The sequence below is a fragment of the Streptococcus sp. WB01_FAA12 genome (assembly GCF_012843315.1).
Lineage (GTDB): Bacteria > Bacillota > Bacilli > Lactobacillales > Streptococcaceae > Streptococcus.
On sequence record NZ_JABAEX010000007.1, the window covers coordinates 62,493 to 84,477 of the forward strand.

34 protein-coding genes are annotated in these 21,985 nt (G+C 39.7%); 28 read left to right on the forward strand and 6 right to left on the reverse strand.

Translation table 11 applies throughout. The features are described 5' to 3' along the window. Window positions 1-144: 144 nt before the first annotated feature. Window positions 145-756 (forward strand): 30S ribosomal protein S4, encoded by a 612-nt coding sequence (gene rpsD / locus HF881_RS08215; RefSeq protein ID WP_169447093.1) that lies wholly within the window; start codon window positions 145-147, stop codon window positions 754-756. 156 nt (window positions 757-912) lie between these two features. On the opposite strand, the gene HF881_RS08220 is transcribed toward rpsD, so the two are convergent. Further along, on the reverse strand, window positions 913-2,076 hold the full coding sequence (locus tag HF881_RS08220; RefSeq protein ID WP_169447136.1) for a site-specific integrase: 1,164 nt from the start codon (window positions 2,074-2,076) through the stop codon (window positions 913-915). A 110-nt stretch (window positions 2,077-2,186) separates the two neighbouring features. After that, window positions 2,187-2,777, reverse strand: a complete 591-nt coding sequence (locus HF881_RS08225) for a helix-turn-helix transcriptional regulator (RefSeq protein ID WP_169447094.1) — start codon at window positions 2,775-2,777, stop codon at window positions 2,187-2,189. Between the two features lie 145 nt (window positions 2,778-2,922). Here HF881_RS08225 and HF881_RS08230 point away from each other — a divergent pair, with 145 nt between their 5' ends. The 17 genes from HF881_RS08230 (at window position 2,923) to HF881_RS08315 (ending at window position 11,428) form a co-directional block, all read left to right on the forward strand. Next, the gene (locus tag HF881_RS08230) at window positions 2,923-3,108 is read left to right on the forward strand and encodes a hypothetical protein (protein ID WP_169447137.1); all 186 of its coding nucleotides are present in this window, start codon (window positions 2,923-2,925) and stop codon (window positions 3,106-3,108) included. Between the two features lie 312 nt (window positions 3,109-3,420). After that, window positions 3,421-3,852, forward strand: a complete 432-nt coding sequence (locus HF881_RS08235; RefSeq protein WP_169447095.1) for a hypothetical protein — start codon at window positions 3,421-3,423, stop codon at window positions 3,850-3,852. Then, the gene (locus HF881_RS08240) at window positions 3,849-4,052 is read left to right on the forward strand and encodes a hypothetical protein (RefSeq protein WP_169447096.1); all 204 of its coding nucleotides are present in this window, start codon (window positions 3,849-3,851) and stop codon (window positions 4,050-4,052) included. Before HF881_RS08235 ends, HF881_RS08240 begins: the two co-directional genes overlap by 4 nt. 14 nt (window positions 4,053-4,066) lie before the next feature. Continuing rightward, window positions 4,067-4,333, forward strand: a complete 267-nt coding sequence (locus HF881_RS08245) for a hypothetical protein (protein WP_061865008.1) — start codon at window positions 4,067-4,069, stop codon at window positions 4,331-4,333. A gap of 8 nt (window positions 4,334-4,341) precedes the next feature. After that, complete coding sequence (locus tag HF881_RS08250) at window positions 4,342-4,527, forward strand: hypothetical protein (protein WP_169447097.1); 186 nt, start codon at window positions 4,342-4,344, stop codon at window positions 4,525-4,527. Continuing rightward, on the forward strand, window positions 4,514-5,329 hold the full coding sequence (locus tag HF881_RS08255; RefSeq protein ID WP_169447098.1) for a DnaD domain protein: 816 nt from the start codon (window positions 4,514-4,516) through the stop codon (window positions 5,327-5,329). The genes HF881_RS08250 and HF881_RS08255 overlap by 14 nt, the downstream gene beginning before the upstream one ends. 11 nt (window positions 5,330-5,340) lie before the next feature. After that, window positions 5,341-6,189 carry a DnaA/Hda family protein gene (locus HF881_RS08260; protein WP_169447099.1) on the forward strand — a complete coding sequence of 283 codons (849 nt, stop codon included), beginning with the start codon at window positions 5,341-5,343 and terminating at the stop codon, window positions 6,187-6,189. Window positions 6,190-6,681: 492 nt separating this feature from the next. Further along, window positions 6,682-6,861 carry a hypothetical protein gene (locus HF881_RS08265; protein WP_169447100.1) on the forward strand — a complete coding sequence of 60 codons (180 nt, stop codon included), beginning with the start codon at window positions 6,682-6,684 and terminating at the stop codon, window positions 6,859-6,861. Window positions 6,862-6,939: 78 nt separating this feature from the next. Further along, window positions 6,940-7,335, forward strand: a complete 396-nt coding sequence (locus tag HF881_RS08270; protein WP_169447101.1) for a minor capsid protein — start codon at window positions 6,940-6,942, stop codon at window positions 7,333-7,335. A gap of 12 nt (window positions 7,336-7,347) precedes the next feature. Then, on the forward strand, window positions 7,348-7,977 hold the full coding sequence (locus HF881_RS08275) for a hypothetical protein (RefSeq protein WP_169447102.1): 630 nt from the start codon (window positions 7,348-7,350) through the stop codon (window positions 7,975-7,977). Window positions 7,978-8,098: 121 nt separating this feature from the next. Further along, a complete protein-coding gene (locus HF881_RS08280) occupies window positions 8,099-8,425 on the forward strand; it encodes a hypothetical protein (RefSeq protein WP_169447103.1) in 327 nt (108 codons plus the stop codon). A gap of 99 nt (window positions 8,426-8,524) precedes the next feature. Further along, window positions 8,525-8,944: a DUF1492 domain-containing protein gene (locus HF881_RS08285; RefSeq protein WP_169447104.1), complete on the forward strand. Its 420-nt coding sequence runs from the start codon at window positions 8,525-8,527 to the stop codon at window positions 8,942-8,944. A gap of 258 nt (window positions 8,945-9,202) precedes the next feature. Further along, on the forward strand, window positions 9,203-9,379 hold the full coding sequence (locus HF881_RS08290) for a hypothetical protein (RefSeq protein ID WP_169447105.1): 177 nt from the start codon (window positions 9,203-9,205) through the stop codon (window positions 9,377-9,379). Beyond that, window positions 9,376-9,657, forward strand: coding sequence for a hypothetical protein (locus tag HF881_RS08295; protein WP_169447106.1), 282 nt, complete (start codon window positions 9,376-9,378; stop codon window positions 9,655-9,657). The genes HF881_RS08290 and HF881_RS08295 overlap by 4 nt, the downstream gene beginning before the upstream one ends. Before the next feature lie 53 nt (window positions 9,658-9,710). After that, a complete protein-coding gene (locus HF881_RS08300; RefSeq protein WP_169447107.1) occupies window positions 9,711-9,926 on the forward strand; it encodes a hypothetical protein in 216 nt (71 codons plus the stop codon). 814 nt (window positions 9,927-10,740) lie between these two features. Then, entirely contained in the window at window positions 10,741-10,962 is a 222-nt protein-coding gene (locus tag HF881_RS08310; RefSeq protein ID WP_169447108.1) for a hypothetical protein, read from the forward strand. Then, window positions 10,925-11,428: a DUF2335 domain-containing protein gene (locus tag HF881_RS08315; protein ID WP_169447109.1), complete on the forward strand. Its 504-nt coding sequence runs from the start codon at window positions 10,925-10,927 to the stop codon at window positions 11,426-11,428. Before HF881_RS08310 ends, HF881_RS08315 begins: the two co-directional genes overlap by 38 nt. A 375-nt stretch (window positions 11,429-11,803) precedes the next feature. Here HF881_RS08315 and HF881_RS08320 read toward each other — a convergent pair whose 3' ends face one another. From HF881_RS08320 to rpmF, 3 genes are all read right to left on the reverse strand, one after another. Further along, a complete protein-coding gene (locus HF881_RS08320) occupies window positions 11,804-12,322 on the reverse strand; it encodes an HXXEE domain-containing protein (protein ID WP_169447110.1) in 519 nt (172 codons plus the stop codon). Between the two features lie 78 nt (window positions 12,323-12,400). Then, window positions 12,401-12,550, reverse strand: coding sequence for a 50S ribosomal protein L33 (gene rpmG, locus HF881_RS08325; protein WP_001265622.1), 150 nt, complete (start codon window positions 12,548-12,550; stop codon window positions 12,401-12,403). A 15-nt stretch (window positions 12,551-12,565) separates the two neighbouring features. Continuing rightward, entirely contained in the window at window positions 12,566-12,748 is a 183-nt protein-coding gene (rpmF, locus tag HF881_RS08330) for a 50S ribosomal protein L32 (RefSeq protein ID WP_000290417.1), read from the reverse strand. Between the two features lie 220 nt (window positions 12,749-12,968). On the opposite strand from rpmF, the gene ilvD reads away from it, so the two are divergent. Next, entirely contained in the window at window positions 12,969-14,672 is a 1,704-nt protein-coding gene (gene ilvD / locus HF881_RS08335; RefSeq protein WP_000137343.1) for a dihydroxy-acid dehydratase, read from the forward strand. 165 nt (window positions 14,673-14,837) lie between these two features. On the opposite strand, the gene HF881_RS08340 is transcribed toward ilvD, so the two are convergent. Next, window positions 14,838-15,179 (reverse strand): metal-sulfur cluster assembly factor, encoded by a 342-nt coding sequence (locus HF881_RS08340; RefSeq protein WP_001204052.1) that lies wholly within the window; start codon window positions 15,177-15,179, stop codon window positions 14,838-14,840. A 167-nt stretch (window positions 15,180-15,346) separates the two neighbouring features. Between HF881_RS08340 and hisS the strand changes: the two genes are divergently transcribed. From hisS to HF881_RS08385, 9 genes are all read left to right on the forward strand, one after another. Then, window positions 15,347-16,627 (forward strand): histidine--tRNA ligase, encoded by a 1,281-nt coding sequence (hisS, locus tag HF881_RS08345; protein ID WP_169447111.1) that lies wholly within the window; start codon window positions 15,347-15,349, stop codon window positions 16,625-16,627. A gap of 147 nt (window positions 16,628-16,774) precedes the next feature. After that, window positions 16,775-16,978, forward strand: coding sequence for a helix-turn-helix transcriptional regulator (locus tag HF881_RS08350; protein WP_000916945.1), 204 nt, complete (start codon window positions 16,775-16,777; stop codon window positions 16,976-16,978). Further along, window positions 16,978-17,181, forward strand: coding sequence for a hypothetical protein (locus tag HF881_RS08355; protein ID WP_001046116.1), 204 nt, complete (start codon window positions 16,978-16,980; stop codon window positions 17,179-17,181). Before HF881_RS08350 ends, HF881_RS08355 begins: the two co-directional genes overlap by 1 nt. Next, complete coding sequence (locus tag HF881_RS08360) at window positions 17,178-17,528, forward strand: PspC domain-containing protein (protein WP_169447112.1); 351 nt, start codon at window positions 17,178-17,180, stop codon at window positions 17,526-17,528. The genes HF881_RS08355 and HF881_RS08360 overlap by 4 nt, the downstream gene beginning before the upstream one ends. 14 nt (window positions 17,529-17,542) lie before the next feature. After that, on the forward strand, window positions 17,543-18,244 hold the full coding sequence (locus tag HF881_RS08365; protein ID WP_169447113.1) for a DUF3169 family protein: 702 nt from the start codon (window positions 17,543-17,545) through the stop codon (window positions 18,242-18,244). Window positions 18,245-18,253: 9 nt separating this feature from the next. Next, complete coding sequence (locus tag HF881_RS08370; RefSeq protein ID WP_169447114.1) at window positions 18,254-18,895, forward strand: type II CAAX endopeptidase family protein; 642 nt, start codon at window positions 18,254-18,256, stop codon at window positions 18,893-18,895. 17 nt (window positions 18,896-18,912) lie between these two features. Continuing rightward, on the forward strand, window positions 18,913-19,131 hold the full coding sequence (locus HF881_RS08375) for a hypothetical protein (RefSeq protein WP_169447115.1): 219 nt from the start codon (window positions 18,913-18,915) through the stop codon (window positions 19,129-19,131). Window positions 19,132-19,282: 151 nt separating this feature from the next. Beyond that, complete coding sequence (aspS, locus tag HF881_RS08380) at window positions 19,283-21,046, forward strand: aspartate--tRNA ligase (RefSeq protein WP_169447116.1); 1,764 nt, start codon at window positions 19,283-19,285, stop codon at window positions 21,044-21,046. After that, window positions 21,024-21,965: a YitT family protein gene (locus HF881_RS08385; RefSeq protein WP_169447117.1), complete on the forward strand. Its 942-nt coding sequence runs from the start codon at window positions 21,024-21,026 to the stop codon at window positions 21,963-21,965. The genes aspS and HF881_RS08385 overlap by 23 nt, the downstream gene beginning before the upstream one ends. The last annotated feature ends 20 nt before the right edge of the window (window positions 21,966-21,985 follow it).

A 21,985-nucleotide genomic window follows, 5' to 3' on the forward strand; every position in this document is an offset into this window, starting at 1 on the left:
TAGCAGCAGGAAAGCATGAAGCTCGTCAACAGGTGTCTTATGACAAGTAACCTTGGCTGTTTAGGCGAAGGGCATCTGCACGAATCAGGGCTTTCTAAGTGACTATTTCCACCGAAATATTATTTATATCAGGAGGACATACATATGTCACGTTATACAGGACCATCTTGGAAACAAGCTCGTCGCCTTGGCCTTTCACTTACAGGTACAGGTAAAGAATTGGCACGTCGTAACTACGTACCAGGACAACACGGACCAAACAACCGTTCTAAATTGTCAGAATACGGTTTGCAATTGGCTGAAAAACAAAAACTTCGTTTCACTTACGGTGTAGGTGAAAAACAATTCCGTAACTTGTTCGTACAAGCTACAAAAATCAAAGGCGGAATCCTAGGTTTCAACTTCATGCTTCTTTTGGAACGTCGTTTGGATAACGTTGTTTACCGTCTTGGTCTTGCAACTACACGTCGCCAAGCACGTCAATTCGTAAACCACGGGCACATCCTTGTTGACGGAAAACGTGTTGATATCCCATCATACCGTGTAACCCCAGGTCAAGTAATCTCAGTTCGCGAAAAATCATTGAAAGTTCCAGCTATCCTTGAAGCAGTAGAAGCAACTCTTGGACGTCCAGCATTCGTATCATTCGACGCTGAAAAATTGGAAGGTTCATTGATTCGTTTGCCAGAACGCGACGAAATCAACCCAGAAATCAACGAAGCACTTGTCGTTGAATTCTACAACAAAATGTTGTAATATTTTATTGAATAAGATAGGCTGTAAAGCCTTGAAACTAAGCACTTTAGGCCTCTATCCTAGAGTGCTTTTTTTGATTTTACTACCCTTTTAGTTACCCATAACTAATTTTAGGTATAGTAATAGGGTAGCCCAAAAATGGGGCACCCTTATTATTTATAAATTGCTGATAGCTGCCTCAAAGATTGAGACGGCTTTTTTAGCTCCCTCTTTGGTAGCATGGACATAAGTATTCAAGGTCATTGAGATATTAGAGTGACCTAGTCTATACTGTAAATCTTTCGCCTCTATGCCAGCGTATAGCATGATTGTAGCGTGAGTATGTCTGAAACCATGGAAACTAATATCAGGAACGCCAGCAGCTTTAAAGTGACTTTGTAGTCTCTTTCTTAGCAAACAAGCGTAGGCGTATTTTGTGGTAAAAGGAGTAAAGACAATCCCCTCAGACCGTCCTAGTTGCCATGACTGGACTTGTTGACGTTTTTTATACTGTTTGAGTAGGGAAACTGTAGCCTTGTCTATGTCAATCTCTCTTAGACCTGCTTTAGATTTAGGCGTATTTGTTTCCTGGTATCTATTTAGAGTCTTAGATATGCTGATAGTACCTTTTTTAAGGTCAATATCAGACCACTCAAGAGCTAAAGCCTCACCGATACGGCAACCACTAGCCAGCAATGTCTTATAAAGCACGTAGTCAAAGAAATTCTCATAACTAGACTGATCCAAATCTTCCAGGTAGTCTAAAAACCGTTTTAGTTCCTGGTTGCTGAAAAATTTGACCTTATGCTCTTTATTTTGTTGTTTACGTGGGATAATGACATCACGCGCAGGGTTATGCTGGATTACTTGCATAGTCACGCCATACTGGAGTATACGGCGGTTTATATTGTTTAGAAAGCTATAGTTTGCGTATGCCCCTTTTTCGCCCTTATTGGCCTTGTCAGCCCACTTATTGACTTGTTGCTGGATAATGGGAGTAGTGAGCTTGTCTAGCTTGTAATCACCGAATACAGGCAAAATATGAAGCCTTACGATCCCCTCCATGGATTGCTGGGAATTTGGCTTGATTGTATTCTTGTAACTCTCCCACCATAAAGCGACCAGCTCCCTATAGGTTGTAATGGTCGGTTTTTCCTTTACACTATATCCATTAGCTGCAAAAGCATTGACAGCCTCCCTAGCTTTAATTTTAACGCCCTTTTTAGTGTTGGCCGTGACTGTTGTCCTAGCCTTTTTCCCTGTAAGTTTATCAACGCCTAAATAAACACTTGCACGGTACACTGTAGCACCGTTTTTCTTTTTGTATTCTGTAATATTCATAGTCATACCTTTCTAACATCAGTAAGCAAGTATGGGATTTAGTCAAGTATTTATGAATATTGTTTTATATAGCGCTGAGAGCTACGAGAATAGCCCTATTTTCGTTTGTTTTAGGTGTTGTTTGCCTTATTGAAATCCTCCAAGGCTTTTAGATCTTTAGCGTAAATCATTAAACGTTCTTTATTATAGTCTGTTAGATTTCTATATATACTAGTTAACTCATTTTCGTTATTTTTATCATCCAATGGGTCAAAATTAGTAACGTGTATACCTAGAACTTCAGATGGTGAAATTTCAAAGAAGTCTCCTAAAATTTGTAACTGCTCTTTGGTGTAACCTCTTTTTTCCGCTTCCCAATCTTTTACGAGTGATAAGGGGAAATTTAACGAAGAAGCTAACTCTTCCTGAGTTATACCTTTAGTCTTCCTTAGTTTTGCTAATTGGTCCTCATAGACTATGTATTCAGCTTTAGGGTCGTCGTAACCTAATAAGTATGAAACAGAGACACCAAAGAAATCTGCTAGTAATTCTGCCTTGTCTTGTTTTATCGAATGCTTATTATTTTCCCAATTTGAAATTGTCATTTTAGAGATAGCCTTTTTGCTATCGCCTAATTTACTATTTAATTCAGCAACCAACTCGTCTTGAGTAAGTCCTTTTTCATTTCTTAAGGCTTTGAGCCTGTTTTTTATTGTACTCATTTAATATTACCTCACTTAGATTATAACGATTTACAAAACTTTTGTAAAGTTTTTTTATATTTTCTCTTGACAAATAAAGACAAACTTTATAAAATGTAATCAAGTAAAGGAAATCTTTACAAACAAAGAAAGGAGAAAAAAGATGGTGACAATAACCATAGCTCAAGCAAGGGCTATCCGAAGAAAGCAGGCTGATAATATGCTCACAAATCAAGCGGCGGCAAAGCAAATAGGGATTAACTCTATCACGTACCGTAAGGTTATTCAAGGCGGAGAAGTCAAGAATAGTATTTACCAGAAAGTCATGGAATGGCTGGCAGAAGATTATTAAAGCAACAAAAAAAGCCTAGACAGTCGGCAAACTAGTAAGGCTTTTCACACAAACAACTAAAACCACAAATAGCAAGTATGGGATTTAGTTAGGTATTTATTAAATTATATCACAAAATAGTGATTTGTGCCCAAACGAGAGAGCGCTAACTCTTTAAACTGGTACTTTCTCACGCTTTCAGATATTGGCGACCGAGAGTGTGAGGCAGTGAGCAATTGCAAGAAAGACATTAAAAAGCTGGTGGAACCTTTCCCAAATTTGGGAGAAAGTCCTGGAGCAACTATAGAAAATAAAATATGATCGAGGAAAAACATGAACACATACTTTGAAGAATTTGAAAAAGGGCTACAACTTGTTGAGGAAAAACTAGATATTCTATCAGAGTGGCATATAGCTAAAAATCATGATGGAGCAGCAGAGATTGCTGAAGATTGCAGGTCAACTATTAGTCAGCTATGGACTCAGTTTTACAAATTATCTGAGGCATATAAAAAGCAAGAGGCAAGTCATGAGGATTTCTTTAATAGGAATGTTGAGAATTTACTTGGAGAATTAAAAAGATATGACGAGGAATGTACAGAAAGACATGGAAAAGCTCCTGACTGGTTGCTATTCAATTTCTTGGATCAAGTAATAAAAGAAAATGATTTAAGTAACGGGATCAATCATGCAACTACGTCAACCTGGATGTACTTACGTAGTTTAGTAGCTGCTGATCTACAAAAAAGGGGGATACTAAAATGAATGAGCTAGATTTAACCAATACACAGGCGCTCATCTTTTCCGTGGTACTGATTGGCTTGCTGCTTTATTTAAACCATCGAGACCGCCAAAAAAGCGCTCAAATGGAGAGAGAAAGCAGACAGGCGATAGAAACACCTAGCGAGGTTTTAAATCCTTGCTACGGGCGTTATATTCAACTAGCAGGCAAGCGGCACAATTAGAAAAGGGGTGTAATATGCAACTATTATCAAGAGAGGCAGAGCTTGAGCTACTGGAGAAAGTGGGAGATCACTTAGAGAAAAGGCTTGAGCTTGAAAAGCAGCATAATGACGGCTGGGACTTAATTGCTAGAGCTGATCTACTAGAAAAGTTAGGGATCAGCGGAACAACGTTGAATAATTGGGAAAAACACGGCTTAAAGCCTTATCAGTCGCCTTTTGAGAACAGTAAGAAGATTTATTACCGCAAGACCGATATATACAATTTTCTTGCAGTAGATTAGGGGGAATAATGACAAAGAAAAAAGAACAATGGACGCCCACCATCACAAATCTACGTAAGGTAATTGTGGACGGTGTGGAGCAATGGGTGAAATTTGAAACAGAGGGCTATGTCATTCCTGCTGGTCACTCTTATTATGACATCATCAGGGGAATTAACAAGGAGGTGCAACGGAAGAAAAATGGGAAATCGTAGAATGATAAGTAAGACAGTAACCCAAACTCAGAGATTTTTGCGGCTACCGTTAGAGGCACAGGCTCTATATTTTCATTTAATTCAAAACTCAGATGATGATGGAGTAGTAGAGGCTTTCCCTGTTGTTAGAATGATAGGGGTTAGTGAGGATAGCCTAGGACTTTTGATAGTCAAGGAATTTATCAGGCCGCTTAATGATGAAATGGTTTATTTTATTGTGGATTTTCATGAGCAGAATACTATCAAGAAAGATAGATATAAAAAAAGTGTCTATCATGAGCTACTAGAAACCCTTAAAAGCCAGGGTTTTTATGAAGTGGAGCCCAATGGGTTCCAAAGTGGAAACCAAACGGAAACCAATGGGTTCCCCAATATAAGTCAATATAAGTCAAGTCAAGATAATCTAAGTCAATATAAGTCAAGTCAAGATAATCTAAGTCAATCTAGGTCAGGTCAGAATGACGAGGACGAGCATGAAAATCCAATCTTTGAAAAATTAAAGTCGGCTTTTGGTCAAATGTCAGTCAATGGGACAATGATGGAAGAAGTGAGAGACTTGTTAGAAATTCATGGCCAAGAGCTAGTTATCTATGCTCTTGAGGCAACTATCCTAAACGCTGGTAAGTCAATTAGATATACCAGGTCAATTCTTTCAAATTGGCAAGGATTAGGACTTAGAACAGTTGAGCAAGTTAAGCAGCATGAGGAGCAAAGGCAAAAGCTGAAACAGTCACCTAAACAAGCTGAGCCTATTAGCCGTGAGGAATGGCTAAAAACACGAACAGAGGAAAACCCATTTTAGGAGGGTGAGCAATGGAAAATAAATTTGAGCAATATAACAACAGAAAAATTAGTGAAAAGGTATGTGAGGTTCATAAGGTCAATTATTGGCAAATATCAACGCCAATAAGAGGCAGTAAGGAACGAAGTATACAAGAGTTTTGCCCTGAATGTTGTCAGGAGCAAATTGATAGGCAAGAGCAAGAGGGAGTTAATAACAGTCTAAACGCTGAGATTTACCTAAAAACCTATAATGTGCTTATGCGAGACAGTACGATCCCTAGGGAGTTAAAAGAGGCTAGCTTTGAGAACTTCATAGCTGAGACAGCCGAGGAAAAGCAACTATTAGCATTTGCTAGGGAGCAGGTAGATAAATACCTGGACGGTATGACAGGGAATACCCTATTTACAGGATCTACAGGCATAGGGAAAAGCCATTTGAGCGTAGCTATTGCTAAAGCTATAAACGAGGGCTACAAGGCCAAAGGAGAGCCTAAAAGCGTGTTGTTTGTCAATCTAACAGAAATCCTTAGGAGAGTTAGAGAGAGCTTTAACTCTCCTACTAGTCTAGAGGGGCACTACTCAAGAATGCTAAAAGAGGTTGATTACCTGGTACTTGATGATTTAGGTATAAAATCGGACAACGCTAGTAATAAAGGTAAATCAGTCTGGGAAGAAGAGTTTATTTTTGATATTCTCAGCAATCGAGATAAAACCATTATTACTACAAATCTAAGCAGCTCAGAGATTGCTAGCTTGTATAGTGAACGAGTGGCCAGCCGTGTCAGAACTGGCTTAGAGGGTAACTTTTTCAAGTCATTTACTATCAAAGATAAGCGATACTCAATCAGTAGCTTAAAGGCTAAGGTCGCTCAAAATTGAGTAGGTTGAAAAAAGTATGCACGGGGTGCACCTGCACCCTAAGCAAGGCTATTACTCAAAAAAGAGTAACAGCTTAAAGATGAGTAAGCGCTGAGCGCAGCGTTTGCTTTTCAAAAGTGGAACTCAAAAAGCTCAAAAATGAGCGAAAGTACATTAAAAAGGGCAGTAAAAAGTATTGAATGGTTTAAAATATCAGTTATTTCAATGATTTATAGTTGATTAGATTACAACATTTACTTATCTTTCAAGCTATTAGTCATTTTTGCTTAACAGATTTGTGACTCAAAAATGAGTAGCAAACAAAACTAATAACGGTTATACAGGAACCGAAGACTTTTCGACATATTTGTCGCTCAAAGATAGCCCTAAAATGGGTCAGCTTACAACTGTACCCGTTTGGACACTTGTTGTAGCCTAGTTATAACTACAGGCCAAACTATTTAATGTTTACAGGCGTACCTGGAGGTACACCCGAGATAGAGGAGGTTTAATATGATACAAAAGACAGAACAGCTTAAAGATTTGCTTGATAGAGGCTTTGTTTTATTCTCAAAAAATGGTATAATTGAGTCAGTCAAGTTACCTGAGTTTGGCAGTCTTACTATTAAAACGCAAAACGGAAAACCAGTTCATCAGGAAATGTTGACTATGACTAAATTTACTGCTGACTAGAAAACTAGAGGCATGATATAAGAGTTTAACTACTCTTTGTCATGTCTCTTTTTGTTTTAGTCATAGAAAGGAGGGACTTTGGGAACAGGAGTAAAAGTAAAGGTAAATCTAAAAGGTATTGAGCGTAAAGTAACACCTATGGGATTAGCGAGAGCTAAAGAGGCAGTCACTAATCAGATGGTTATGGACATGAACCGTTTTATACCTAGGCGATCTGGGGAACTAAGAGGAAACTTGACTAAGGCCAATGGGAGAATAGTTTATAATGCGCCGTATGCAAGAATGCAGTTTTACGGCAAGAAACGAAAAGGGTTCGTTTCAGATAAACAGCGTAAGTTTTTCTTTGCGAATAAAGAGGAACTACTAAAATATAAAAAAGCCCCAGGGACAGGACCGAGATGGGATAAAAAAGCTAGCGCTCTATATTCTAAGGACTGGGAACAAGTAGCTAAAAGAGCGCTAGAATTGAAATAAAGGAGAATTATCATGACACTAGAACAAATAAAGGCGCAAATTTACAACCTAGGCACTTATAAGCAACAAAAGATTGAGGCTTATGGAGCAATGAAAAAAGAACTTTGGGAAAAAGTTCGAAATCAGGTTTTATATCAGTCTGAGGCTGAGCTACGCCTGGAGAATTTTAAGAAAGAGGCCGATCAGTATTCAGATACTGAGTTTGCAAATATTCTAGCTAAGCTAGAGAACTTTGAACAGACAGAACTAGAGAAAATTAAATCAGAGTACGAAACAGTAACGGCTGATAATGTTGCTGAGTTGAACTTACTGAGCACTATGAAAGTATCGGAGCAGGAGCTGCTAAGTTACTTAGAGAAATACAAGCGCAATCCGTTGGCCATTAAGAAATTACATGAAATCGGAGCAGCTAACAACATTGCTTTGCCTAGCTATATCCTGAAAGAGGATAGACTAGCTGAGCTGCTAAATGTATTCAAACGATATGCTAAGAGTTATCATGAAACTCCAATCGTCGATAGTAACGGTTCAGCAAGTGATCTAGCTTTCATGTTAGTTTTAGCTAGTGATGAATTGAATACAGCCTTAGAAACATACTCTAATCATTTTGATACGGCTCTAGGGCTATCTGAGAGCTTGTAAAACTAGTCAAAAGTGTATCAGCGATAAAATACCTGGTACACTTTTTAGAACGGTTTACGGAACGTTTAGAGCGTTCCAATGAAGTATAATTTCCGAAACGAACACGGTGAGAGGGTGCTAAATGGAGAGAGATGTTAGAGGGCGTTTTTTACCAGGTAATCAAGTTGCTAGAGGCAATCGAGGAAATAGGCAACCGAAGTATGGAAACAATAATGCTATGAAACACGGTTTATATAATCGTTATACAGGCCTTTTACCTAGTAGAAATGGTGGCCTTTCAATATATAAAAACGGGCTATATTTAGGCTCCTTACATAAGAAATACTATCACATTGCTGAAAAGGGCGAGATAATGATAGACGTACAAGCGGTACAATGTCTAATAGATGTTTGTGGCTTGCCTGAAAGTCTTTTCGGAGATCCTGAGTACATTGAATACTATGAGTAATGTCCGTTTTCGGACTTAACTAAAACAAAAAAAGCCAAGGCGCTCCGCCTCAGCAATAATTTTCAAACACTATTATTATATCACAAAGGAGGCCAAGGCATGACACCAGAGCAGGTAAAAGAAAAACTAGAGGGCGTTAAGTGGATCAATAAAGAAATAGAGGGCTTATATTTAGAGCTTGGAGCTTTAGAAAGTGGTATCATCAAAAAGCAAGAACTGAGCACTACCAGAGTACAAACAAGCAGGGTAAATACAGCAGAGAATAACCTTATAAGTGTTCTGAAGCTAAAAGAGGACACTTTACAGAGAATTGAGCGACTTACTGAAGAGAGAATGGAAATATCTAGGCTGATCGATAAGCTGGCCAATCCGCTTGAGCGTTCTGTTTTAAGACTTTTTTATTTGAATGATCTTGTAGCTTTGGAAGTTGCTGAGGAAATAGGTGTATCTACAGCCTCGGTATATCGAGTAAGGCAAAAAGCTATAGAACATTTGGCAGGTATTGTAAACGGGGATTGATTTATACTTATGTAAAAAGCCCTAAGATTACCCTAAAGTATTGATATTTTTTAGAATCGTAGAATGTAAAGGTTTTGGCAAGGTAAACTAAGTTTTCCAATGGTGAGGTTTTGGTGAGGTTATGTATTTAAAAATACTAAGGTTCTACTAAGGTACAAGAGTTATGGTAAAATCAAGATAGAACAATGAGTACAAAGTAAAGGAACAGAACAAAGGTATCATTGTTTTAGAAATGAATTTAAGAGAGGAGTAAAGTCTATGAATTTGGAAGAAGCGTTAAAACAAGTAAGCAGCTGGAATCTTAAAAAGCCTGCTCCCTTAATCCCTGCTGAAATGACTGACGAAGAGCTATCACATTTGAGGTTTACCACGTTTTCAAAAGAAGATGAAGAGGCTATCATGGCTGAACTCAAAAAAAGAGGTCTAGTGTTATGAAATACAGTCAACAAGTATTAGACATGCTAGAAAAAGCAGTCAATGGTCAGATTGATAATTTTTGGGATTCTTCCTTTAAGTTTAATTCCCTTTTTGGAGAAGATGAGGATTTTGCTGAGGCTTGGGACAATGAAAACCCTGAAATGTTTGACGCTCTCAATGATTTTGAGCTGATGATATTCTTAGAGGAACATGACCCAAGTGATAAGCAAGGATTTATCAATTTCCTAACACCTTACTACAAAAAAGCAAAACAGTTAGTAAACCATAGCTCTTAGTTTATTCTAGGCGTTTTTACCTGCAAAAAACACTATGGGAAAGGAGACCGTAAATGAGTAAACAACTTTGGAACTACCTACGTTCAAGAGTTCAGGTAGTAACTAGTGACGGTAAAGTCATAAAAGGTTTTGTCATAGATTTTATTGACGAAATGGACAATGATGAGCAAGATGAAATCACTATCCTCATTGACAATCCTAGCCCTGATGAACCAACTGAGATTTCTCTCTTTGAGACTGAAATCAGTACTATTCAAGAGGTAAAATAAAAAGCACCTATGACAGGTGCAATTTACTTGCTTACTGAACTCATCAATTTAAGTCCCCTTTTTGTTACCCTTTATGTTTTCTCAGCTTATTTGAATTTAATAGTTTTTGAGAAAATCAAGTTAGATTTAGAGCAGGCTTAGGCCTGTTTTTCTGTACCTAATCACTGCAAGATAACAAAATGCTTTAATTTTAAGAAATATCTTACAAAAAGCCTACAACAGTGGGCTTTTTGCTTTGTCTTAAAAAGTTGATTTCTGGGTTTGTTCAGTTATTTGTTCAGTTATAAGCTTTTTAGTGCAGTTTCATAGAATGAGACTGCTTTTTTTGCGTTCTCTTTTGAGAGGTGGCTTATGGTCATGGATAAAGTAGAATTGTTTAGATGTTTGGGTACTTATCGCTTTAATAGATAAATAATAAAAATAGAAGTGTCCCACCTCCTACCGCAGAAAGTTCTGTTTCAAGGGGAGATGGAAAACCTCTATTCGTTAATTTAATTATAGCCTAAAAAACTTTTAAATACAAGGATATTGTAAAATCATAGAATGTTAAAAGAAAATAATAGGGAGGTCAAAGATTACCATTTAAAGAATAAAAAAGCTGATATAGAAAACATTGCAAAAGGTATAAGCGATAATGAAAGTTAATTTTTTAATTTCCAAATAATAGCATTAAGTTTTTCGAATAAGTAAGTATATATTTTAATCTTTTTTAGAAAGTTGAATTAAAGTAGTGACAAATTTTTTTAAAAAGTGTATACTTGATATAGTATGGATTGATTTTGATTCGTACAATATTTTTACTAGGAGGCAAATCATGAATAAGAAGACAACTTTTCTAGTGGCTGAAAATGATTTTTTATCAGGAGTATCCAGAGTTCTTGATATTGCATCCACAAGAAACAAGAGAGTTTACAATACATCACACTCTGGTGAAGAAGCTGATAAAAAAGCTATTTTTAATGATTGGTTTATGATTGGTAATGATATCAGGGGGGCTTATGAGCAATTCAAAAAAGAAGTCAAAGCACAAGCCTAGCTCCAACCCTAATTCTAAATCCAACCTTACAACGGCTCATCAAGTTACAGAGTTCATCGAAAAACAACCAACAGATGTTCGAGAAGAAGTTACAGATAAACTGATAGCTCAACGTGTTGAAAGCATGAGTTATTCAGGGCCAATTCCTCCTCCACATCTATTAAAGGAGTTTAATGCTTCAATTCCTAACGGTGCAGATAGAATAATGAAAATGGCGGAACAACAGTCTACACACCGTATGGATTTAGAGAAAAAAGTTGTTACTGCAAATAACAGAGATGCTCTTTTGGGTGTCATTTTTGCCGGAATAATAGGAATAATAATTGTAATAGGTTCGATGTTCCTTATTTATAACAACAAAAATATACAAGGGTTAGGTATCTTATTAGCAAGTGCTGTGGCTTATATTAGTGTATTTAAGAAGAGTAAAGCAAGAGATGATAAAAACCTTGAAGAAAAAGAGTAATAAAAGAAAAAGCACCGTATGGTGCTTTTTGTAATATAATAGTAGCAAAATAAAAAGCACCTATAACAGGTGCAATTTACTTGCTTACTGAACTCATCGATTTAATTCCCCTTTTAGTTACCCTTTGCATTTTCTATACTTATTTATAAGCAATAAACTTTTGTAGAAACAGGGCAAAAAACTGAGCAGGCTTAGTCCTGTTTTTCTGTACCTATTAAGTAGGAAGATAACAAAATGCTTTAATTTTAAGAAATATCTTACAGAAAGCCTACAACAGTGGGCTTTTTGCTTTGTCTTAAAAAACTATAGAACATTTCTTAACTGTGAAGGAGGATAAAAAAATTCCCTGCAAAATGAAATTGCAAGGAACTTTTGTTAATGGTTATGGGCAAGCCAGGTGGAATACTTTTTCCCAAGCCAGAGAGCAAAGAGGAGATTGATGACGACGATGCCTGAACCGACCAGTGAAAATAGGAAAAATTCGCTAGTCGAAACCTGCCACAAATGCACGATGTCTGTAATCAAATAAGCACTGATAGGAAAACAAAGGATAGAAGTGATTAGAGCAGGAATATACTTGCGGAGAAGAATTGATTGTCCAATATGGAGCAAGAGATGAAGCGCGAAGGCCGCAAATCCTCCTAACCAAACCAATTCGAGCGCTCTAGATTGAGTAAAAAACGCTAATAAAGTGATGGTTAAGACAAGGAAAAATTCTTCAAAAACAGCAAGGGCAAATCCCTCTGTTGTAATTCCTTTGTGAATCTTGAGAATAGCTGGAGCCTTTTGGGTCAGTAAGGTTTTGTTGAGACGGATCCAAGGGACAAGACCGATAATTTCTTCCATATCGTGAAAGATAAAAAGTAGAGGAAACATCCAAAGATAAAACGCCATAAATCTCTCCTGAAAAACTATAGATCGCTAACCAATAAAGCAAAAAACGCCCAGTAAGGCGTTTTGAGTTAGGTGTGCTTATTTAACTTCTGTAAACACTACGTGTTTGCGAAGTTTTGGTGAGTATTTCTTCAATTGAAGACGGTCTGGAGTGTTACGTTTGTTTTTAGAAGTAAGGTACAAGCGTTCACCAGATTCTTTGTGTTCAAGTGTAATATTTACGCGCATGGTATCTCCCTTCTATTATTCAGCTGATGCAGCTTTAGCGATTTTACGTCCTTTGTAGTATCCTTTAAGTGATACGCGGTGAGAACGTGAGTAATCTCCAGTAGTTTCGTCAAAGTTTACAGATGGAGCTGTTACTTTGTAGTGTGTACGACGTTTGTTTTTCTTCGCTTTTGAAGTGCGACGTGCAGGTACTGCCATTTTGATTTCTCCTTTAGATATTTAAATTCGATTCAATCTAGTGATTTTCATCAACCATATTAGAATAACACATTTTTTTTGTAAAGTAAAGTTACTTGACAAAAAAAGATGAAAAAATTAGAAGTTGTTAATCGGAATTTTCTGAAAATTCAAGAATTTTATTCTGTTCATTGCTTTTGAAATGTGCTATAATAGTAAAAACTGAAACGGGAGGAATAAGATGACTGAATTAGATAAACGTCACCGCAGTAGCATTTATGACAGTATGGTTAAATCACCAAACCGTGCCATGCTTCGTGCGACTGGTATGACAGATAAGGACTTTGAAACACCGATTGTTGGGGTAATTTCGACTTGGGCAGAAAATACGCCATGTAACATTCACTTGCATGATTTTGGGAAATTGGCCAAAGAGGGTGTCAAATCGGCGGGTGCTTGGCCTGTTCAGTTTGGTACCATTACCGTAGCGGACGGGATTGCCATGGGAACGCCGGGTATGCGTTTCTCTCTAACATCTCGCGATATCATTGCAGACTCAATCGAGGCGGCTATGGGTGGTCACAACGTGGATGCCTTTGTCGCTATCGGTGGCTGTGACAAGAACATGCCTGGTTCTATGATTGCCATTGCCAACATGGACATTCCAGCTATTTTCGCCTATGGTGGAACCATTGCACCCGGAAATCTTGATGGAAAAGACATCGATTTGGTTTCTGTCTTTGAGGGAATCGGAAAATGGAACCACGGTGATATGACAGCTGAGGACGTGAAACGTCTTGAATGTAATGCCTGCCCTGGCCCTGGTGGCTGTGGTGGTATGTATACAGCTAATACCATGGCGACTGCTATCGAAGTTCTCGGTATGAGTTTGCCAGGATCTTCATCTCACCCAGCTGAATCAGCTGACAAGAAAGAAGATATCGAAGCAGCAGGACGTGCTGTTGTTAAGATGCTGGAGCTTGGTCTCAAACCATCAGATATCTTGACTCGTGAAGCCTTTGAAGATGCTATCACAGTAACCATGGCTCTAGGTGGGTCAACCAATGCGACTCTTCACTTGCTTGCCATTGCCCATGCCGCCAATGTTGACTTGTCACTTGAGGACTTCAATACGATCCAAGAGCGTGTGCCTCACTTGGCCGACTTGAAACCTTCTGGTCAGTATGTCTTCCAAGACCTCTACGAAGTCGGTGGGGTTCCAGCGGTCATGAAGTACTTGCTGGCAAATGGTTTCCTTCATGGCGACCGCATCACATGTACTGGTAAGACCGTTGCTGAAAACTTGGCCGATTTTGCAGACCTTACACCAGGTCAAAAAGTTATCATGCCACTGGAAAATCCAAAACGTGCAGACGGACCATTGATTATCTTGAACGGGAACCTTGCCCCTGATGGAGCAGTTGCCAAGGTATCAGGTGTTAAAGTTCGTCGTCACGTTGGACCGGCTAAAGTCTTTGACTCAGAAGAAGATGCTATTCAGGCTGTCTTGACAGACGAAATCGTTGATGGCGATGTTGTCGTTGTGCGTTTCGTTGGACCTAAGGGAGGTCCTGGTATGCCTGAGATGCTGTCACTTTCATCCATGATCGTTGGTAAAGGTCAAGGAGACAAGGTTGCCCTCTTGACAGACGGACGCTTCTCTGGTGGTACTTATGGTCTGGTTGTTGGACATATCGCTCCTGAAGCTCAGGATGGTGGACCAATTGCCTACCTTCGTACAGGTGATATCGTTACGGTTGACCAAGATACCAAAGAAATTTCCATGGCCGTATCCGAAGAAGAACTTGAAAAACGCAAGGCAGAAACAACCTTGCCACCACTATACAGCCGTGGTGTCCTCGGTAAATATGCCCATATCGTATCATCTGCTTCACGCGGAGCTGTGACAGACTTCTGGAATATGGACAAGTCAGGTAAAAAATAAACTCAAAAAGCAAGCCATTTTGGCTTGCTTTTTTTCATCTTCAAAAGTGATTTGCCTGCTTATACTCAATAAAAATCAAAGAGCAAACTAGAAAGCTAGGCGCAGGCAGTACTTGAGTACGACAAGCCGACGCTGACGTGGTTTGAATTTGATTTTTGAAGAGTATTAACGAGGTGGCAGTCCAAGGGCAATACGGCCGTAGCGACTGATTCGTGTGATCTTCCAGGCAGGCGACCAGGTAACTTCAACCTTGACATCTTCGATACCCTCGATTTGTTTCAAACCTGCGACGATTTCGATAGGCAGGCTTTCGGCGCAATCGCAGGCAGTATCAGTGAAAGTCATGACAATCTTGCAGAGACCTGTTTCGTCCAGATTGATTTCATAAATCAAGCCCAGATTGTAAACATCCAATTCCACATCTGTATCAAAAACCTTCTCTAGTTTTTCGATAATTTGGTCTTGCAAGGCCAAAGCGCGGTCATTGATTTTGATATCGTCTCTCATTACAGTCCCTCCACCTGATAAATATCCTCTATTTTCTCATAATTCTGACAATTTAGCAAGTTTTTGATGAATTTTCTGAAAAGACTCTCTTGAGATTTTCTACTCTCACTGTTTTAATCCCTTTATTTATGGTAAAATAAGACTATTAAGTTTAAAGAGGATTCCCTATGAAATTACAAAAACCAAAAGGAACGCAGGATATTTTACCTGCTGAATCTGCCAAGTGGCAGTACGTTGAGGGCTTTGCCCGTGAAATTTTCAAGCGCTATAACTATGCAGAAGTGCGTACGCCTATTTTTGAGCATTACGAGGTCATCAGTCGCTCTGTCGGAGATACGACGGATATCGTAACCAAGGAAATGTACGATTTCTATGACAAGGGTGACCGCCATATCACTCTTCGTCCAGAAGGAACTGCGCCCGTTGTCCGTTCCTATGTGGAAAATAAACTCTTTGCTCCAGAAGTGCAAAAGCCAAGTAAGTTCTATTACATGGGACCTATGTTCCGTTATGAGCGTCCGCAAGCAGGTCGTTTGCGTCAGTTCCACCAGATTGGTGTCGAGTGCTTTGGCTCAAGCAATCCAGCTACCGATGTGGAAACCATCGCTATGGCAGCTCATTTCTTGAAAGAAATCGGCATCCAAGGTGTCAAACTACACCTCAACACTCTTGGAAATCCTGAGAGCCGTGCGGCTTACCGTCAAGCCTTGATTGATTATTTGACACCGCTCAAGGAGACCCTATCTAAGGATAGCCAACGTCGCTTGGAGGAAAATCCTCTCCGTGTCTTGGACTCTAAGGAAAAAGAAGACAAGGTGGCTGTGGAGAATGCGCCGTCTATCTTGGACTTCCTTGATGAAGAAAGTCAAGCTCATTTTGATGCTGTGCGTCAGATGTTGGAAAATCTGGGTGTAGACTATATCATCGATACCAATATGGTTCGTGGTCTGGACTACTACAACCACACGATTTTCGAGTTTATCACTGAAATCGAGGGCAATGAATTGACGGTCTGTGCAGGAGGTCGCTACGATGGCTTGGTTTCCTACTTTGGTGGCCCTGAGACTGCTGGATTTGGTTTTGGACTTGGTGTAGAGCGTCTGCTCCTCATCCTTGAAAAACAAGGTGTGGCCCTTCCTATCGAGAACGCTCTAGATGTCTATATCGCAGTCTTGGGTGAAGACGCAAATGTCAAGGCCTTGGAGTTGGTACAGGCTCTTCGCCAACAAGGATTCAAAGCAGAGCGTGATTACCTCAACCGTAAACTCAAAGCTCAGTTCAAGTCAGCCGATGTTTTTGCTGCTAAGACCCTCATTACTCTCGGAGAGAGCGAAGTCGAAAGCGGACAAGTGACGGTCAAGAACAACCAAACCCGAGAAGAAGTGCAAGTGTCACTTGATGCTATCAATCAAAATTTCTCAGAAACCTTTGAAAAATTAGGCTTTTAATAGTATCTAAAACTGGTCAGGATCATATTCCTGACCGTTTTCTTTTGCAAAATGACAAAAATCTTAAGCTTTTTGACAAATATGATTATCAAAAATAAAAAGATATGTTACAATGAAATCAAGATAAGAACAAAGGAGAAAAAAGACATGCTAAAAAATCGTCTAAAAGAGCTTCGGGCTCGCGATGGCCTGAATCAAACAGAGCTGGCCAAACTAGCTGGCGTGTCCAGGCAAACCATCAGCTTGCTTGAGCGGGATGAGTACACGCCATCCATCGTCATTGCCCTGAAGATTGCTCAGATATTCAATGAGCCAGTCGAGTCAGTCTTTCGCTTAGAGGAGGATGAGTGATGAACAAGTATAAAGTGATTTATTATCTATCTATAGTTGTGTTTATCGTAAATCTTTTGGCTATGATTGGAAGCCTATTTGGTTGGTTTACAATTGTTGAAAGTAAATACCTCTTCTGGATTAACATAGTTTTACTATTAGTCTTTAGATGGGTAGAGAGAAAGATAAAGTTTAAAGAGATTGTAAAAGGAGAAAAGTTATGAAAGAGTTTTCAGCGGGTTTTCAAGTCGATACTGAACACAAAGCACTTGCAGGTGTTTGTGCAGGTTTAGGAAATTATTTTAACATTCAAGCCAATATCGTTCGTTTGGTGACAGTTTTGTTGTTTCTCTCTTCTACAGAGATTGGTATTTTAACAGTTACAGCCTATGCTTATCTAGCAGGTTGGCTTGGCAATGAACCCTTGGGGGATGGAGCAAAAAAAGCTAGAAACCAAGCTATTCTCTTACTTGCTGTTTGTTTGATTTTGGTGTCACTTGGAACAGAAGGCTTGACAGCTATTTTTGAATCAGGTAAAGCCTTTGGTCAATGGTTGTCTGGCTTGTTATAGAAAGAGGCTAAAATATGGATAAGAAACATATCATTTTTGCACTGAAAGTTTTTATTGCCGGAGTTTTATTAGGAATACTTGCCGGAGCTCTTAAAGTTAATCCTTTAAGTATCAATCAAGAGCAAGTAATCTCTGCCTTGTTCTCAATCTTTTTTGGTCTAGGGCTGATTACGGCAACTCTAACCTTTTATTTTATTAGAAAAAGCAATAAGGCCTATCAAAACTATCAAAGAGAAGAAGAGGACGAAGAAAACGAACAAGACTATCTTGCTATGTATCGTTTCTTGGATTATGGTACAGTGGCTTGGAATGTTTCCCAAATTAGTATGCTATTCTGTATGATTTTAGACTTAGGAAGATTCGGCATATCAGCAACATCCTTACTTGTGATAGTTGTAAGTATTTGGTCGGGTGTTTACTGCCTAAAAATCACCAGCAAGATTCGTAACTATAAACTTTCTGTTATGGCGACTCCAAAGGAAGTTTTGGAATACCTCGATACTTATGATGAGGGAGAAAAACAGGCTGAGATGGAAGAAGCTTACTTGATCTTATTCAAGGTCAATCAGCTCATTATACCAGGTATCTATATTGTCTTAGTAGTTCTATCTATGGTATTAGGACAAGTACAGTTGGTTGCTCTGCTCGTGGCAGTTGTCATCCATTTGTATACCAATGTTGCACAATTGCGAAAAACAAAACGTTATTTCAAATAGGAGGCCCATATGAAATTACTTAAAAATCTTGGCTGGTTTCTTCTAGCTGTTCTATCCTTTTTCTTTGGTTATGGTCTGGTTCAGAGTATGGCACTGTCAGCTCTTGGACTAGGGGCTTCAATCTATGGAGTCTTGCCACTTTATATCGCCCTGTCAGGAGCCTATGTTTATGGAGTTTACAAGTGGTATCAGACAGAAAAGGTTAGCATCCAGACGACTGCTTTTAATCGTTATATCTGGTTGCCTACTCTGGTTTTGCTAGTGGCGATTACAGCCCAGTTCTATTTGCCAGATGATCCGTCGGCTAATCAACAGACTGTATCACAATTGACACTAGCTCAGCCTGCATTTGGTTTCTTTATGGTGGTGGTCTTTGCTCCTCTGACGGAAGAACTCATTTTTAGAGGGATGCTGGCGCGCTATCTCTTTCCTATGCAGGACAATAGCAAACAGACAGCTCTGTTTCTTCTTGTATCGAGTGTCCTTTTTGCCTTGATTCATTTTCCAGGGACTTTGCAACAGTTTTTAGTCTATGCTAGTCTGGGATTGAGTTTAGGCCTGGCTTATGTGAGTCGAAAAGGCCTTCTTTACAGCATTTCTTTACATGCTTTGAATAATTTAATCGGCTTTTTGATGATACTCATGCTATAATAGAGTCAGGAGGTCACATGAAACGAGTAATTTTGTTAGCAGTGATACAGGCAGTCGTTCTCTTCTTTATTATCGGGTCACTTGCCTATGCCTTTAAAGGCGATTTCTTTTACAACTATCTAGCAGTGGTTTTTGCGCCTATTGCTGGAATCTTACGTTTTGCTTCGGCTTATGCGACGGAGATTGTCCTACCCAAAAAGGCAGCTGAGATTGCCGAAAAGCGTAAAAAAGGTTAAGAATCATAATCAGGGAATCCGATGACATTTTCATCGGATTTTTTGTCTGTTTGTTTTGATTCCTAAAGTCAATCAAACTTTTCTGCTGATTTTCATGAAGAGCCTGCGCTTTTATGGTAAAATAGTAACAGAATAAAAGAGGAGAGAAACAATGAAACGTAGTATGTATGCTGGTCGTGTTCGTGAGGAACACATCGGACAAGAAATGACCTTGAAAGGATGGGTTGGACGTCGTCGTGACCTTGGTGGTTTGGTTTTTATCGACCTTCGTGACCGTGAAGGGATCATGCAGTTGGTTATCAACCCTGAAAAAGTATCTGCAGAGGTCATGGCAACAGCTGAAAGCCTTCGTAGCGAATTTGTCATCGAGGTGACTGGACAAGTCGTTGCGCGTGAGCAAGCTAATGATAAGTTGCCAACGGGTGCGGTTGAGTTGAATGTGACAGCTCTTATAGTGCTGAATACAGCCAAAACAACACCTTTTGAGATTAAAGATGGGATTGAGGCCAATGACGATACACGTTTGCGTTACCGTTACCTTGACCTTCGTCGTCCAGAAATGTTGGAAAATCTTAAACTTCGTGCCAAGGTGACCCACTCTATCCGCAACTACTTGGACGAGTTGGAGTTTATCGATGTGGAGACGCCATTCCTTTCTAAGTCAACACCAGAAGGGGCGCGTGACTATTTGGTGCCATCTCGTGTCAATAAAGGGCATTTCTACGCTCTTCCTCAAAGTCCACAGATTACCAAGCAGCTCTTGATGAATGCTGGATTTGACCGCTATTACCAAATCGTTAAATGTTTCCGCGATGAAGACTTGCGTGGAGACCGTCAGCCTGAGTTTACCCAGGTCGACTTGGAAACGTCATTCCTTAGTGAGCAAGAAATCCAAGATATTACAGAAGGCTTGATTGCGCACGTGATGAAGGAAACAAAAGGAATTGAAGTAACCCTTCCCTTCCCACGTATGAAGTACGATGAAGCTATGGCCCTTTATGGTTCTGATAAACCAGATACACGTTTTGACATGTTGCTTCAAGACTTAACAGAAGTGGTCAAAGGTGTAGACTTCAAAGTCTTTTCAGAAGCTCCTGCCGTAAAAGCAATTGTAGTCAAAGGGGCTGCGGACAATTATTCACGTAAAGATATCGACAAAATGACAGAAGTAGCCAAGCAGTACGGGGCTAAAGGCCTTGCTTGGGTAAAGGTAGTTGATGGAGAATTAAATGGACCGGTTGCCAAGTTCTTAACTGGTATCCAAGCAGAATTGACAGCAGCACTTGGTCTTGAAGATAAGGATTTGGTTCTCTTTGTGGCGGATACGCTTGAAGTGGCGAATGCAACACTAGGTGCCCTTCGTGGCCGTATTGCCAAAGAGCTTGGCTTGATTGATAGTGACAAATTCAACTTCCTTTGGGTTGTTGACTGGCCAATGTTTGAATGGTCTGAAGAAGAAGGTCGCTACATGAGTGCCCACCATCCATTTACTCTTCCACAGGAAGAAACAGCTCACGAACTAGAGGGTGAATTGGCCAATGTTCGTGCCATTGCTTACGATATCGTTTTGAACGGTTATGAGCTTGGCGGTGGTAGTCTTCGTATCAACCAAAAAGACCTTCAAGAACGCATGTTCAAGGCTCTTGGTTTCTCAGCTGAAGAAGCAAATGACCAGTTTGGTTTCCTTCTGGAAGCCATGGACTATGGATTCCCACCACACGGAGGTTTGGCTATCGGGCTTGACCGCTTTGTCATGCTCTTAGCAGGAGAAGAAAATATCCGTGAAGTCATTGCCTTCCCTAAGAACAACAAGGCGACGGATCCAATGACGCAAGCCCCATCAACAGTCGCTCTCAAACAACTAGAAGAACTCAGTCTACAAGTAGAACAAGATGAAACAAGCGAAACGAACTAAGCGGTGGCGCTATTATCTGCGCCGCTTTGCTTATCAGATAAAAATCTTACGAGTTTTACAAAGTATCTCTCGGGAAAAATATGATGAGAAAGTATCGGCTTCTCTGGTTTATGGCTTTTTGTCAGCAGTAGCGGTCAATTTCTTTTTTCAACCAGGGCACGTTTACTCCAGTGGTGCGACAGGTCTGGCACAGATTGTCTCTGCCTTGAGTCATCACTGGTTTGGGTTTTACATTCCGATATCGCTAACCTTTTATGCTATTAATTTTCCGTTGATGATTTTGGCTTGGTATCAGATTGGGCATAAGTTTACAATCTTTACCTTTATCACAGTATCCATGAGTTCCCTCTTTATCCAGCTTGTGCCAGTTGTGATCTTGACAGAGGATCCCATTATCAATGCCCTTTTTGGGGGTGTTGTCATGGGCTTGGGGATTGGTTTTGCGCTCCGTAACAATATTTCTAGCGGAGGTACAGATATCGTCAGTCTGACCATTCGAAAGAAAACAGGGAGAAATGTTGGTAGTATCTCTTTCTTGGTAAATGGAACTATTATGCTGATAGCAGGTTTGACCTTTGGTTGGAAATACGCCCTCTACTCCATGATTACTATTTTTGTATCCAGTCGTGTGACAGACGCTGTCTTTACCAAGCAAAAACGGATGCAGGCCATGATTGTAACCAATAATCCTGACAAGGTAATCGAAAAAATCCATAAAAAATTGCACCGAGGCGCTACCATGATCCACGATGCAGAAGGAACCTATAATCATGAGAGAAAAGCAGTCTTGATTACGGTTATCACGCGAGCAGAGTTTAATGATTTTAAACACATCATGAAACAAGTTGATCCGACAGCCTTTGTCTCTGTATCCGAAAATGTCCACATCCTAGGACGATTCGTAGAAACGGACAATTAATAATACTCAAAAGACCAGCT